Below are 14,678 nucleotides of genomic sequence, written 5' to 3' on the forward strand. Positions count from 1 at the left end.
GTATCATAGGTCAGGGTAGAAGTTCCCACCTTGACTACAACCCGTTTTGCTTGTTCAAAACAGTTCACCATTTCATCTCCTCAACTGTCAAGTATACTATTATATATAAATAAGTAGAAGGGCAATTATTCTCTGTGATCAAACAGGATCAGAAGTTTAGGACAAAGCGTCATTTTCCTTTTTGGTTGACGAATGAGTCTCTCCGCAAGGGGCCCCGCTTATTTTTTCTGGCCTTCTCTGCCAGGCCAAGGGCCACCCCGCCTATGGCCAGCAGGGAGAAAAATATAACAGCGATGTCCTGTTCCCTGGTCAGCTTAATCGTTCCGTCACTGTTGGTCTCGATGGCGGAGGTCGTTGTGGTCTGGGGCGCCGTAGTGGATACGGGAGCAGTTTCCTCCTCATATCGAACTGGAGCTGCTAAAGCGGTCTGCGCACCGCCCAAAACCAGCATTATACATAATATGATTCCAATCAATCGCTTTTTCATGATCTTTCCCCTTTTTTGCACTTCGTGTAGACATCATTATAGCACAAATACCCGCTCACGAAAAGAAAATTTATAAGAAAGGCCCCGAAACTTCCTGGTTCCGGGGCCTTTTTTCAGCAACTGCTGCTTATTATTCTTTCTCTTTGTTTTTCTTGGCCTGAATTTCCATCAAGGCGTCCTTCCGGGACAGGTTAATTCTGCCCTGGGAATCAATTTCCGTTACCTTGACAATAATCTCATCCCCCACGGTGACCACATCTTCTACCTTCTCTACCCGCTTGAGATCCAGCTTGGAGATATGGACCAAGCCCTCTTTACCAGGAGCAATTTCCACAAAGGCGCCAAAATTCATCAGCCGGGTTACCCTTCCTTTATAGAGGGCGCCCACCTCCGGATCGTTGGCAATGGTTTCAATGACCTGGACGGCACGGCGGGCATCGTCAATATCTACACCAGAGACAAAGACTTTGCCGTCGTCCTCAATGTCAATCTTGACATTGCACTCCGCGCAGATTCTCTGAATCACCTTGCCGCCGGAACCAATAACCTCACGAATCTTTTCAGGATCAATGGTGAGGGTAAGCATCTTCGGTGCGTATTTGGACAGCTCTGCCCGAGGCTCAGGAATGCACTTGAGCATTACTTCGTTGAGGATATACATTCTGGCCTTCCGAGTTTTCTCAAAGGCTTCTTTTATAATAGGAAGCGTCAGGCCGTCGACCTTGATATCCACCTGGATGGCGGTAATACCTTTCTCGGTACCGCCTACCTTAAAGTCCATGTCACCGTAGAAGTCCTCTAAGCCCTGGATGTCTACCATGGTCATCCAGTCATCGCCGTCGGTAATCAAACCACAGGAGATACCTGCCACCGGCGCCTTGATGGGCACACCGGCATCCATCAGAGCCAGGGTAGAGCCGCAGATGGAGCCCTGGGAGGTAGAACCGTTGGAGGAGAGAACCTCAGACACCAGACGATAAGCATAGGGGAATTCCTCCACCGAGGGGATCACCGGCTCCAACGCACGCTCTGCCAGGGCGCCGTGACCGATTTCGCGGCGGCCAGGACCGCGGCTGGGCCGGGTCTCACCTACCGAGTAGGAGGGGAAGTTATACTGATGCATATATCTCTTGGAATCCTCGCCGTCGATGCCGTCGAGGATCTGAGCATCGCTGACCGGGCCCAGGGTGACAATGGTGAGCACCTGGGTCTGTCCACGGGTGAACATACCGGAGCCGTGGACTCTGGGGATGAGCCCGACTTCGGCATTCAGCGGGCGGATTTCATCCAGGCCTCTGCCGTCCACACGTTTGCCCTGTTTGAGCCATGCCCGGACAATCTGCTTCTGCAGCTGGTACATACACTCATCCACCGTGTCGACCAGCTCTGGATATTCCTCATCAAACTTGGCGTGAATATCTTCAACAATGGGAGCCAATCTGGCATCCCGCTCGTTTTTATCGTCGGTATCCAGTGCCTCTTTGACACGCTCTTCCGCAAATTCTTTGATCTTTTCAAAGAAGTCGTGGTCTACTTCCATAGACTCAAAGGTAAACTTCTCTTTTCCGATCTCCGCCTGGACACCGGCGATAAAGTCTACCATCTTCTTAATTTCCTCATGGCCTTGGGCGATGGCATCCAGCATGACATCCTCAGGCACCTGGTTGGCGCCCGCCTCGATCATGACGATCTTATCTTTGGAACCCGCCACAGTTACCGCCATATCGGAAACCTTTCTCTGCTCCTCATCGGGGCAGATAACCACCTTGCCGTCCACCAGGCCCAGGGCGACGCCGGAAATGGGGCCGTTCCAGGGGATATCGGAAATGGACAGGGCGAAGGAGGTGCCGATCATACCGGCGATCTCCGGAGAGCAGTCCGGGTCAACGGACAACACCGTCATCACAACGGAAACATCGTTTCTCATATATTTGGGGAAGAGGGGACGAATGGGGCGGTCCACCAAACGGGAAGCCAAAATGGCTTTCTGGGACGGACGGCCTTCCCTCTTCAGGAAGGAACCAGGGATTTTACCTACAGCATAAAGCTTTTCCTCAAAGTCCACCGACAGGGGGAAGAAATCGATCCCCTCTCTGGGCTTTTTTGACGCTGTGACGTTCACCAGCACTGTGGTCTCGCCATAGCGCACCAGGACGGACGCGTTGGAAAGGCAGCACATCTTACCGGTTTCAAAGGAAATCTTCTTTCCGGCCAGCTCGGTTTCAAACACGCGGAAATTTTCGAACATGACATGACCTCCATTTTCTGCGAGGCAATCCACCCTGGTTTAGCAATTCATCCGTTACGCAAACCTCCGCTTGCGTCCCCGATGCACTGCTAAAACCATACGCTTAAAAAGCAGGCAACCGCCTCGGATATTCTATTTTCTGCCCCCGGCATCACCGGGAATGCAAAAGGTAAATATGCGTTTGAAGGCAGGTGCAATAAACACCTGCCTTCAAAGCAAAATTACTTACGGATACCCAGTTTTGCAATGATTGCACGATAACGGTTGATATCTTTTTTGATCAGGTAGTTGAGAAGATTTCTTCTCTTACCAACCATTTTCAGAAGGCCTCTCCGGGAATGATGGTCTTTTTTGTTGACCTTCAGATGCTCGGTGAGCTCGTTGATTCTCTTGGTCAGAATAGCGATCTGCACCTCAGGAGAACCGGTGTCACCCTCATGGGTGGCGTTGTCTGCGATGATCTGGGCTTTGACTGCTTTGTCCAGCATAGAAATGCACCTCTTTTTAAAATATTTACCGGTACCATAGAAAAGGGCAGGCACTTCCCCTCAGGGGCTTACTCCCTATTCCATGCATACGGTAGGGCTGTGAGTATAGATAGACTTTCTCCTATCCCACTAACTAGTATAGGATACCATAGAGATGATTTTTTGTCTATATTTTTTGTAAATTTCTTTCCTCTATTCTCCGGTTTTTCAGGTAGGCGCCGGAAATGCGCCGGGCGGCCTCACTGTCCTGGCTGATCTGCTCCTTCAGCTGTTCGATGGAGTCGAATTTTCTCTCCGGCCGCAGGAAGGAAAGCAGCGCTACCTCCACACTTTTTCCATATAAATCCCCATCAAAGTCCAGAATATAGGTTTCAGCCAGGGGATCTTTGACCTCTACCGTGGGCTTGATTCCCACATTGGTGACTCCGGGGCGCCATGCCCCATCCACATAAGCGATGGAGGCGTAAACTCCGAACCGCGGAATAATATGCCCCTTCTCAAAGGGCTGGTTAATGGTGGGAAAATCCAGCTTCCTTCCCAACCGACGGCCGTGGATTACCTTGGTATCCACTGTGAAAAGGCTTTCCAGCAGCCGGTTGGCTTCTTCCATCTCCCCGTCTAAAATCAGGCTCCGGATCCGGGTGGAGCTGACCGGACATCCTCCATCGTCAATATGATCTACCACGCAGACCTCTACCCCGTACTCTCCGCACAGCTGACGAAGGGTGCCGACATCTCCGGCAGCCCCCTTGCCAAAGCGGAAATCATAGCCACAGGCCACATACTTGGCCTGCAGTCCCTTTACCAGAATTTTCTCTACGTATTCTCTGGGGGTGAGATCTCGGAATTGGTCAAAATCAGGACAGAGCTCTATTGCAATGCCCAATTGCGCAAAAATTTCGCTTTTGCGGCGGCCTGACATGATCTCCAAATATCCTTTTTTAGAGGCAGGCTTTTCCCCATGGACCGTAAAGGTAAAGACGCAGGGGGTGAGACCGGCGGATTTTTGTTCCACCACTTTCTGGATCACCGCCCGATGGCCCTTATGAACCCCGTCAAACAGACCCAGGGCCACCGCTGTTGGCGTCTCTATCTGATATTGTAATGTATAGGAAGTAACCAAATTATTGCCTCCCCCAAAATAGCTTTCTGATCCGCAGCTTTCCTTCCTCCTCATCCCGATAGGCAAGTCCGCCAAAGGCGCCGTCTTCCCCGGTAACCCGCAGGTTGCCCTTGGCCTCAGGGCAGGAAATCCTTTCTAAATCCAGTTTGACACCGTTGACAAACTGGCCAAATTGGCGGTTTCCCAACCGCACCTCCGGAAGCTCTTTGAAGGCAGATTCCACCGGCAAAAGCGCCTCTTCCAGTTTCCCCGTGTCAGCCAGTGCCTGGATCTCTTCCAAAGTCAGGCACTGGTCGATGGAGATGCCGCAGGCCATGGTTCGCTCCAGGGAAACCATAGCCGCCCCGCATCCCAGCTTCTCGCCGATGTCGTGGCAAAGAGTGCGCACATAGGTGCCTTTGGAACAGTGGACGTCAAAATCCACCTCATCGCCCTCCATGGAGAGGACAGAAATACCATACACGGTAATAGGCCGTGGAGGGCGTTCTACCGTAATGCCCTCCCGGGCCAGATCGCACAGCTTCCGGCCGCCGATCTTAATGGCGGAATACATGGGTGGAATCTGCATCCCTTCCCCCCGAAAGCTTTCCACCGCTTGCAGAATCTCCGCCCGCGTCGGCCGGGCGTCCCTTTGGGCAAGGATGTTCCCCGTCATATCCTGGGTGTCGGTGGTAACCCCCAGCCGCAGCCGGGCCCGGTATTTTTTATCCTGATCCGGCATCAGGTCGCAGGCTTTGGTGGCTGTGCCGATAAGCACCGGCAGCACCCCTGTGGCCATGGGATCCAGGGTGCCGCTGTGGCCAATGCGCCGGGTCTTGGTCATCCCCCGCAGCTTCGCCACCACATCAAAGGAGGTGAAGCCCTGAGGTTTGTTCACACAGAGGATTCCGTCCATTGACTATCTGCCCTCCATCACTGGGGCCAGGGCCAACAGGACCATCTCTTTGGCATGGGCCAAATCCTCCGCAATAAAGCAGCCGGCAGCCCGGGCATGGCCGCCGCCCCCTAATTTGCCGCATAGTTGGGATGCATCAATTTCCTCCGATGTGCGAACGGAAATTTTGTAGCCGCCTTCCTTTTCCCGGAAGGTGACCCCAACCTGTACCCCTTCAATCTGACGGGGAATGGCGGATATACCGTCCAGTTCGCTGTCACTGATCCCCGTCTGCCGAATCGCATCCAGGGATACGACGATGAAAGCACACCGGTTGTTAAAGTGATACTCCATAGAGGAAAGGGTCATCTGCTCCATCCGGATACGGCTCAGGCTCTTGGTGTCAAACATGATCCGGTTGATCATCCCCGCCATGGCCCCTTTATCATAAAGGTCCGCCGCGATCCGATGGCTGCGGGCAGTCACGTTGGTATAGCGGAAACAGCCGGTATCGGTGGAAATCCCGGTATAGATGGCCGATGCCATCACCGGGTCCCATGCTACCCCCATTGCTTCGATGACCTCATAGATCACCTCAGCGGTGGCGGCGCTTTGGTCTTCCAAAAGGACACGCTCCGCATAAAATATGTTGGAGGGGTGGTGATCGATGCACAAATCCACCCGGTCTTTATAGGGAAGAAGTTTTTCCCCAAAGAGCTGGGTATCGGCAATATCCACCGCCACAATCATACCGGGGGCAAACTCTTCTTCCAGGTAGTCCTTGGTCATGTAGCCGTACCGCTCCGAGATCGGGTCAGAACACAAAACCTTTGCCCGCTTTCCCAGTTTTTTCAGCGCGTAGTAAAGCCCGAAGGCGGAACCCAAGGTATCCCCGTCAGGATGCTGATGGCAGAGAATGTAAAAATCCTCCCCCTGCCTGAGCATCGACGCTACATCTTCCACCGAAATTCTCTTTTGATCCTTTGTCTTTGTCATGGCTGTCCTTCCCTCCGGCAATTACTCATGATCCAGCTCCCGCAGCAGGCTGGAGATGTGGGCGCTGTGCTCTATGGAGTCATCCGGGATAAACTTAAATTCCGGGGAGCAGCGCAGCTTCAGCCGGAGATTGATCTCCCGGCGGATAAAGCCTGCTGCGCTCTTGAGGCCTTTGACGGCCTCCTTGGCCCCTTCTATCCCATCCATAGAGCTGACGTAAACCTTCACCTGGGACATATCCTTGCTCATTTCAGTACGGACAATGGTAATCAGTCCGCTGATGCGGGGATCCTTGAGGGAACGCATAATATCGGTCAGCTCTCTCTTGACATCCTCACTGATTCTGTCCACTTTGTATCCTGCCATCTCTTTCACTTCCTTACTGGCCCATAGAGAGCCGATGAGAAATTACCAGCAGGCAAACTGCCTGCTGGTAACCAGTTCCTTGTTATTCTCTGTATTCTTCCACGACATATGCTTCAAATATGTCGCCTTCTTTGATGTCGTTGAATTTCTCCAGGCTCATACCGCACTCGTAACCGGAAGCAACCTCTTTGACGTCGTCTTTAAACCGCTTGAGGCTGTCGAGCTTATCGTCGGCGATGATGATGCCATCCCGGACGATACGGATGTTGGCGCTGCGGGTAATCTTGCCCTCCAACACATAACATCCGGCCACGGCGCCAACATTGGAGATCTTGTACACCTGGCGCACCTCTGCACGGCCCAGATCCACATCCTTGTATTTGGGGGCCAGCATGCCTTTCATGGCGGATTTAATCTCCTCAATGGCATCGTAGATAATACGGTAGAGACGGATTTCCACCCCATCCCGTTCCGCTGCGTCCTTGGCTACCGGGTCGGGACGGACGTTGAAGCCTACGATAATGGCGTTGGATGCATCGGCCAGCATAACATCAGATTCGCTGACCGCGCCCACAGCGCCGTGGATCACCTTGACCCGCACCTCGTCATTGGAAAGCTTCTCCAAAGATTGGCGGACTGCTTCCACCGAGCCCTGGACGTCGGCTTTGATGATGATGGGCAGCTCCTTGACCTCGCCCTGCTCGATCTGGGAGAAGAGATTGTCAAGGGTGACCTTCTGATAGGTGCTAAACTGTTCTTCCTTCAGCTCATGCTTACGCTGTTCCACCAGTTCCTTGGCCAGTTTTTCGTCCTCAACGCAGTTGAAGATGTCTCCGGCAGACGGCACCTCAGAAAGGCCGGTAATCTCCACCGGAACAGAGGGGCCGGCTTCGGTCACCTTGCGATGGCGGTCATCCAGCATAACCCGGACATGGCCCAGGGCTGTGCCCGCGATGATGACATCGCCGGTGTGAAGGGTGCCGTTTTGCACCAATACCGTGGCTACAGGACCCCGGCCCTTATCCAGCTTTGCCTCAATCACAGTACCCTTGGCAAGGCGGTCGGGATTGGCCTTCAGCTCTTTCATATCGGCAACCAGCTGGACCATTTCCAGCAGGGTATCGATGTTTTCGTGGGTTTTAGCAGAAACCGGGACACAGATGACGTCGCCGCCCCACTCCTCTGGCACCAGCTCGTACTCTGTCAGCTCCTGTTTCACCTTTTCGGGATTGGCTTCCGGTTTATCCATCTTGTTAATGGCCACAATGATGGAAACTCCCGCCGCTTTGGCATGGTTGATGGCCTCCACCGTCTGAGGCATGATGCCGTCATCAGCGGCTACCACCAGGATGGCAATATCGGTAACCTGGGCGCCGCGGGCACGCATAGAGGTAAAAGCCTCATGGCCGGGGGTATCCAGGAAGGTGATGTATTTATCGTTAATCTTCACCCGATAAGCACCGATGTGCTGGGTGATACCACCGGCCTCGGTGGCGGTGACATCAGAATGACGGATAGCGTCGAGAAGGCTGGTCTTTCCGTGGTCAACATGGCCCATAACCACCACAACCGGGCTTCTCTCCTGGAGGGAATCGGTGTCGTCCTCGCTGTCGTCGATCAGACGTTCCTCAATGGTGATGACTACCTCTTTTTCTACCTTGGCCCCGAAATCCATGGCCACTAGGGCAGCGGTGTCGTAATCAATGGTTTCGGTGACAGTGGCCATGACCCCAAGGCCCATCAGTTTTTTGATGACCTGGGCCGCCGGCACCATCAGCTTGGAAGCAAGCTCTCCCACCACAATGGCTTCGGGAAGAACCAGATGCATCTGAGGCCGTTTCGCCCGTTCAGCCTCGATGCGGCGGAGCTTCTCTGCCTCCGTCTCCTTTTTGCGTCCGTATTTTCCACGCTGGGCACTGCGCTGGTTGATCTTCTGCTTTTTCTGCACATTATCCCGTGTGATGGCGGAAGCAGGAGCAATCTGCTCATAGTGCTCGTTGTATTTATCTAGGTTGACCTGGGCTGCCCGCATATCTACATAGCGGACATTCTTATCCTTATCAATGGTAGAGACATTGGAGTTGGTTCCCGCAGTGGTCGGAGCCTGACGCTGGGGCAGCTGCTTATTCTGCGCCGGGCGCTTGGTTCCCTGCTCCCCTTTCTGGAAGGGGCGGCCATTGCCTTGATGGGCCGGACGTCCGCCCTGGCGGCCATCCTGAGAAGGCCGGCCACCCTGGTAATTGGGACGGCCACCCTGCTGACCGCCTTGGAAGGAGCCGCGGTTGTTCTGCCGGTCACCCTGATAGGCTGGGCGTCCACCTTGCTGATTTCCTTGATAAGGCGGGCGGCTTCCCTGCTGGCCACCTTGGAAGGAACCGCGGTTGTTCTGCTGGCCGCCCTGATAAGTTGGACGGCTCCCCTGCTGATTTCCCTGATAGGGGGCGCGAGGCCGTTCCTGCGCATCGGAGCGGGGAGAAGCTGGCTGCTGGGCACGGGGTGCCGGAGCCGGCTTTTCCTCCTGGGTCTTCTGGGGAGCCGGCTGAGCTGGGGCGGCAGATTTCTCCTCCGCCTTGGCCGGAGCCTTTGCCTCCGCTGGTTCTGATTTTGCCGGGGCGGGAGCCGGCGCCTTTACTGCCGGTTTTGCCGGGGCCTTCGGCGCTTCCTTTTTAATGCCGGATGCAAAATAGGCATTAAAGTCCTTCACCTGATTTTTCTGTGTAAAATACTCAAAAACAAGATTTAGCTCCTGTTCTGTCAACGCTGTCATATGTTTTTTAGGGGTATCGAAATGTTCACCGAGCAGATCGATGACATCCTTGCTGGGGACATTCAGGTCTTTTGCGACCTCGTGGACTCTGTACTTTATGATCACTGGGCGTTACCTCCTTGTCATTGCGGCCACCGTTTTACATCTTCTATCTCTCTCCTGGCAAAGGCCAGCATCCTAGCCATCCAACGGCTTTAACATCTGCCGGATACGGTCCGCCATTCCCTGGTCCAACACTGCCAACACGCCGGAACGCTTGGAAACGGAAAACCAGATTTCATCCATCGTCGCCGGAATCGTTCTTCGCTCAACGCCTGCCCGGCTGCAAATCAAGTTGATTTCCTTCTCTGTCTTCGGGGACAGATCGGATGCACATAGGACAAGCCCTGTCCGCTGTTTCAGGACCGCTTCTTTTACTACATCAAACCCGAGAGCTAACCTGCCCGCTCTTTTGGTCAGCGAGAGGAAGGATAGCAGTTGTTCATTCACTTGCCTGCAGTTCCTCCTCCATCTTTTGGTACACTTCATCGGGAATGGCGCAGGAGAAGGCTCTTTCAAAGCCCTTTTGCTTCCGGGCTTTCTGGAAGCACTCCAGGTTTCTGCAAACATAGGCGCCCCGTCCCGATTTCTTTCCGGTGAGGTCGAGGAAGATTTCGCCCGCATTGGTTTTGACCACCCGGACCAATTCCTTTTTGGGCTTCATCTCCCTGCACCCGGTACACATACGCATGGGAACTTTTCTGGCCTGCATAACATCCTCCATCCTTTGACATCCATCAAAAGCTTTCGTTTTTCTTTGCTCTCTATCGCATCGCCGGAAAACCGGCGGAATTCTCCTTTATTCCTCCTCTACCGGAGCCGCGGGTTCTGGCACCGGGGCGCTTTCGCTGCGGATGTCGATTTTCCATCCGGTGAGCCGGGCAGCCAAACGGGCATTCTGCCCCTTGTTGCCGATCGCCAGGGAAAGCTGGTTGTCAGGCACCACCACATGGCAGATCTTCTGCTCCTCGTCCTCTATTTCCACACTGATGACATCAGCAGGAGAAAGGGCAGCGGCAATAAACTCTGTGGGATCTTCGCTGTATTTGATGACGTCGATCTTCTCGCCGCCCAGTTCGTCGACAATCTTGGCCACCCGCACGCCTCTCTGTCCGATACAGGCGCCTACGGCGTCCACATTGGGATCTTTGGTGTGGACCGCAATTTTGGTCCGGGAGCCAGCCTCTCTGGAAATGGCCTTGACCTCCACCACGCCGTCGTAAATTTCGGGAACCTCCATCTCAAAGAGCCGTTTGACCAGCCCTGGATGGCTCCTGGAAATCATGACCCGGGGGCCTCTGTCGGAATCGGCCACTTCCACCACGTAAACCTTGATCCGGTCTCCTTCGTGAAGTTCCTCTCCCGGCACCTGCTCGGATTTGGGCAGGACCGCCTCATTTCTGCCGATTTCCAGGGTAGCAGTCCCTCTGCGCTGATCGATGCGCTGGACAATGGCGGTGACAATCTCCTGCTCCTTGTTCTGGAACTCCTGGAGCATCTGTCCCCGCTCCGCCTCTCGGATGCCCTGACGGATGACGTGCTTGGCGGTCTGGGCGGCGATACGGCCAAACTGCTTGGTCTCCAGGGGAATATTGACTACCGATCCCACCTGAGCCTTTTTATCATACTGGATTGCATTCTCCAAAAGGATTTCATTGGCGTCGTCTTCCACCTGGTCCACTACGTTTTTGACGATGGCCACATCAAAGACACCTTTGTCGGGATTGATGTCAACCAGCACATTTTCCACCCCAGCGTGGTCTCTCTTGACGGCGATAACGATGGCATTGCTGATCTTTTCCAGCAAATAATCCGCCGGTATGCCCTTTTCCCTCTCCAAAAGCGACAGGGCCTCAAAAAACTCGGTGTTCATTCTCCGCTTCCTCCCATATCAAAATCGTCATAAAGTCGTATAAATGCCGTATCCGCCTTTTTGACGGAAAAAACAGTCTCGTTCTCTAACCGCATGGTCACAGTCCCATCCTCATAGGACATCAGTTCTCCTGTGAAATCCCGCTGGCCATCCACCGGACGGATCAGTCTAACATTAATTTTATGTCCCAGGAACTGCTTAAAATGCCAATCCTTGACAAGATCCCGCTCCACGCCGGGAGAGGAAACCTCCAGATAATAACTTTGGGAGATAGGATCCGCATCGTCAAGGAGCTTGTCGATCCCCCTGCTGACCCGCTCGCAGTCGTCAATGTCAACTCCGCCCTCTTTGTCGATAAAGATGCGCAGGTACCAATAGGCCCCCTCTTTTTCAAAGCGGACATCCCACAAAGTCAGTCCCATATCCCGGATTACCGGCTCTACAATACCGGTGACAATCTGGACGGTCCCACCGCCCGAACTTCCCTTCGCCAAAAAAATCACTCCAACATAAAGCAAAGAGTGGGAAAACCCACTCTTCACCTTCACTCTATTCTTACTTTAAATAGAATACACTGAAAAACGCCTACTGTCAAGGTTTTTTCACCCTTGGAATCCCCATTTCCGCCGTTTTTTACCCCGTTTTTACCGAAACTGAGCTATTTTTGCCTATTCCTCCATTTGTTTGCCCAAAAATGCAGCCGCCGCCTGGATGAGTTTGATCTCGCTGTCCCCTACGGCCGCTGCCGGTTCGCTGGCCAAAAACATGACGGTGCCCGATACATCCCCTCCAGAGAGGATGGGGATGGCGACGCTGGCATAGCGCTCCACCCCTTCTACCGGCTGCAGCCGCTTCTGTTCCTTAGAGGTATAGATATACCCCCGTCTTTGTTCCATAATATCCTCCAGGGAGGCGGAGACACGGCGCTCGATCATCTCCTTCTTGGGGATACCGGAGACGGCAACCACGTGATCCCGATCGCTGACGATGACAGGGTGGCCGCCAATTTTATAGAGCACGTCCGCGTACTGCCCCGCAAAGGAGGCCAGCTCTCCGATAGGCGAATACTTCTTAAAGATGACCTCTCCGTCGTTGTCTGTATAAATTTCAAGGGGATCCCCTTCCCTGATCCGCATGGTTCTGCGGATTTCTTTGGGGATGACCACCCGGCCTAAATCGTCGATCCTTCTCACAATACCTGTTGCCTTCAATTTATTTTACCTCCTGAAGATTTATTTTTATGATTCTGTGGTTAGTATCCTCCATTTGGAATTTTCTATGCATCCCCAAAAAGAAATTTCCACATCGGATTACGATTTAAAAATCAGGAGAAATTCTTTCCATTGCTATCTACCTTATTATATAGTAAAATCTATGAGCGGCAGTTATCCTTAACTGCTCCCAGGGATTTTATTGCAAAACCCATTATTTTTACCTCATTTTCCATACTTTAAAAATCTTTGTGAAAAAATCGACAAAAATAATGGTGTTTTCTCCACTTTTTTCTTTTTCTACGTAGATGTAGTTTTTTTCGAAACCACTTTTCATCCGGCAGAATCTATGTTATAGTATGAATATACGAAATTCGATGCTTTTTGTTCCCTTTCATAGCTTTCGCTTGATTTCCCATGAAGTGGTTTTTCAGCTCATGCGGAAGATTTTTTTGCTTTTTATCGATATTTATTTATCGATAAAAAGCGTGCTGATTTCCAATTGGCGAACAAGGGCATCTGAAATTCGCGGAAGGAAAGGAGTGTGTCCATGGCTTCCAGCAGCATTTCCCGGCTGACGCTGCAGAGGCTTCCCACCTATCTGTCATACCTAAAAGGTCTTCCCGAAAGCAGTCCGCCCAACATTTCCGCGGCGGCAATTGCGGCAGGGCTAGGCCTAGGAGAAGTTCAAGTCCGGAAAGATCTCGCTTCGGTCAGCGACGCCGGAAAGCCACGAATCGGTTACCTGGTTTCTGATCTAATCCGGGATCTTGAGCAGTTTCTAGGGTATGGCACCTGTAACCGCACCGTCCTGGTGGGGGTGGGAAATTTAGGGCTCGCCCTTCTCTCTTACTCCGGCTTCGCGGAATACGGTCTTCATATTGTCGCAGCCTTTGATGTTAACAAAGCACTGATTGGCAATACGGTGGACCAAAAGCCGATTCTGCCGGTGGAAGATCTTCCCGCTTTTTGCCGGGAGTCTGGTATCCAAATTGGTGTGCTGACCGTGCCGGCTGCGGCCGCCCAATCCTGCTGTAATGCCCTGGTGGCTGGCGGGGTGCGGGCGATATGGAATTTTGCCCCTGTCCATTTGCAGGCCCCTCCCGGCGTACTGGTCCAGCGGGAAAACATGGCTTCCTCCCTGGCGCTGCTCTCCTACCACTTAAAAACACAGAGCGGTTATCCGGGAGAAACAAGAAGAAACGGCCGTCAGTCTGAAAAGGAAATAGGAGGAAAAAGAAATGGGTAAAAAAGTAACTATTATCGGCGCTGGTAGCGTCGGCTCGACCATCGCCTACACCATGGCAGTAAATGGCATTGCCACTGAGGTGGTCATGATCGATATCAACGAGTCGAAATCTATGGGTGAGGCTCTGGATATCCGGCAGGGCGTTCCCTTCTGCCCCCCAATTTCGATTTATGCCGGCAGCTATCCTGACGCAGTAGACTCCGATATTGTCATCCTGACATCCGGTATCGCCAGAAAGCCCGGTCAATCCCGCCTGGAACTGGCCCAGGTCAACGTTGACATTACCAAATCCATTGTGGCCGAAATCGTAAAGTATGCCCCCAATGCGGTGTATATCATCGTCAGCAACCCGGTTGATATTCTTACCTATGTATTTACCAAAGTCTCCGGTCTGCCTGAAAAACAGATCATTGGTTCCGGCACTATTCTAGATACTGCCCGTCTCCGCGCCCGTTTGGCTGAGTATTTTTCCATCAATCAGCAGAATGTTCATGCCTATGTTTTCGGTGAGCACGGCGATTCTTCCTTTGTCCCCTGGTCCGTAGGCAGTGTCTCTAATATTCCCATTGATAAGTACAGCGAATGTCTCACAGAGAAAGACGTCGTTATTCCCAAGCTGGTACATAGCGAAGTTGAAAATTACATCCGTAAGTCCGGAGCTAAGATCATCGAGCGCAAAGGCGCTACCTTCTATGCCGTGGCAGTTTCCGTATGTCATATCTGCAAATGCATCTTCAGCGGCGCTGACACCACCATGACCGTATCCAGCATGATGCATGGCGAGTACGGTATTGATGATGTATGTCTAAGCACCCTGAGCATTGTCGGAGCAGGCGGACTGGCCGGAAAATTGATGATCCCCCTGACCGATGAGGAAACCGCGCTGCTTCACAAGAGCGCCGACAACCTGAAGGCTGTCCTGAAAAATATCAACATCTAAACTTTCAGAAAGACCGG

15 protein-coding genes are annotated in these 14,678 nt (G+C 52.7%); 2 read left to right on the forward strand and 13 right to left on the reverse strand.

Going from position 1 to position 14,678, the window contains the following annotated elements; translation table 11 throughout:
• Positions 1–169: 169 nt before the first annotated feature.
• From ACZ25G_RS04110 to ACZ25G_RS04170, 13 genes are all read right to left on the reverse strand, one after another.
• A complete protein-coding gene (locus ACZ25G_RS04110; protein WP_463681639.1) occupies positions 170–487 on the reverse strand; it encodes a hypothetical protein in 318 nt (105 codons plus the stop codon).
• Positions 488–617: 130 nt separating this feature from the next.
• The gene (locus ACZ25G_RS04115) at positions 618–2,735 is read right to left on the reverse strand and encodes a polyribonucleotide nucleotidyltransferase (RefSeq protein ID WP_191481884.1); all 2,118 of its coding nucleotides are present in this window, start codon (positions 2,733–2,735) and stop codon (positions 618–620) included.
• A 221-nt stretch (positions 2,736–2,956) separates the two neighbouring features.
• Positions 2,957–3,220, reverse strand: coding sequence for a 30S ribosomal protein S15 (rpsO, locus tag ACZ25G_RS04120; RefSeq protein WP_191481934.1), 264 nt, complete (start codon positions 3,218–3,220; stop codon positions 2,957–2,959).
• Positions 3,221–3,389: 169 nt separating this feature from the next.
• The gene (locus ACZ25G_RS04125) at positions 3,390–4,346 is read right to left on the reverse strand and encodes a bifunctional riboflavin kinase/FAD synthetase (RefSeq protein ID WP_463681640.1); all 957 of its coding nucleotides are present in this window, start codon (positions 4,344–4,346) and stop codon (positions 3,390–3,392) included.
• Between the two features lies 1 nt (position 4,347).
• Positions 4,348–5,241, reverse strand: coding sequence for a tRNA pseudouridine(55) synthase TruB (gene truB / locus ACZ25G_RS04130; protein WP_463681641.1), 894 nt, complete (start codon positions 5,239–5,241; stop codon positions 4,348–4,350).
• Between the two features lie 3 nt (positions 5,242–5,244).
• On the reverse strand, positions 5,245–6,216 hold the full coding sequence (locus ACZ25G_RS04135) for a DHH family phosphoesterase (RefSeq protein WP_463681642.1): 972 nt from the start codon (positions 6,214–6,216) through the stop codon (positions 5,245–5,247).
• A 21-nt stretch (positions 6,217–6,237) separates the two neighbouring features.
• Positions 6,238–6,582 (reverse strand): 30S ribosome-binding factor RbfA, encoded by a 345-nt coding sequence (gene rbfA, locus ACZ25G_RS04140; protein WP_191481888.1) that lies wholly within the window; start codon positions 6,580–6,582, stop codon positions 6,238–6,240.
• Positions 6,583–6,664: 82 nt separating this feature from the next.
• Positions 6,665–9,454: a translation initiation factor IF-2 gene (gene infB, locus ACZ25G_RS04145; protein ID WP_463681643.1), complete on the reverse strand. Its 2,790-nt coding sequence runs from the start codon at positions 9,452–9,454 to the stop codon at positions 6,665–6,667.
• Between the two features lie 72 nt (positions 9,455–9,526).
• Positions 9,527–9,838: a L7Ae/L30e/S12e/Gadd45 family ribosomal protein gene (locus ACZ25G_RS04150; RefSeq protein ID WP_463681644.1), complete on the reverse strand. Its 312-nt coding sequence runs from the start codon at positions 9,836–9,838 to the stop codon at positions 9,527–9,529.
• A complete protein-coding gene (gene rnpM, locus ACZ25G_RS04155) occupies positions 9,831–10,100 on the reverse strand; it encodes an RNase P modulator RnpM (RefSeq protein WP_191481891.1) in 270 nt (89 codons plus the stop codon). The genes ACZ25G_RS04150 and rnpM overlap by 8 nt, the downstream gene beginning before the upstream one ends.
• An 87-nt stretch (positions 10,101–10,187) precedes the next feature.
• Positions 10,188–11,261 carry a transcription termination factor NusA gene (gene nusA / locus ACZ25G_RS04160; protein ID WP_463681645.1) on the reverse strand — a complete coding sequence of 358 codons (1,074 nt, stop codon included), beginning with the start codon at positions 11,259–11,261 and terminating at the stop codon, positions 10,188–10,190.
• Complete coding sequence (locus ACZ25G_RS04165; RefSeq protein ID WP_191481893.1) at positions 11,258–11,755, reverse strand: ribosome maturation factor RimP; 498 nt, start codon at positions 11,753–11,755, stop codon at positions 11,258–11,260. The genes nusA and ACZ25G_RS04165 overlap by 4 nt, the downstream gene beginning before the upstream one ends.
• A 174-nt stretch (positions 11,756–11,929) precedes the next feature.
• Positions 11,930–12,472 (reverse strand): stage V sporulation T C-terminal domain-containing protein, encoded by a 543-nt coding sequence (locus tag ACZ25G_RS04170; protein WP_191481894.1) that lies wholly within the window; start codon positions 12,470–12,472, stop codon positions 11,930–11,932.
• Positions 12,473–13,022: 550 nt separating this feature from the next.
• On the opposite strand from ACZ25G_RS04170, the gene ACZ25G_RS04175 reads away from it, so the two are divergent.
• Both ACZ25G_RS04175 and ACZ25G_RS04180 read left to right on the forward strand, forming a co-directional pair.
• Positions 13,023–13,721: a redox-sensing transcriptional repressor Rex gene (locus ACZ25G_RS04175; RefSeq protein WP_191481895.1), complete on the forward strand. Its 699-nt coding sequence runs from the start codon at positions 13,023–13,025 to the stop codon at positions 13,719–13,721.
• Positions 13,714–14,661 carry an L-lactate dehydrogenase gene (locus tag ACZ25G_RS04180; protein WP_191481896.1) on the forward strand — a complete coding sequence of 316 codons (948 nt, stop codon included), beginning with the start codon at positions 13,714–13,716 and terminating at the stop codon, positions 14,659–14,661. Before ACZ25G_RS04175 ends, ACZ25G_RS04180 begins: the two co-directional genes overlap by 8 nt.
• Positions 14,662–14,678 lie beyond the last annotated feature (17 nt).

The sequence above is a fragment of the Zongyangia sp. genome (assembly GCF_965361945.1).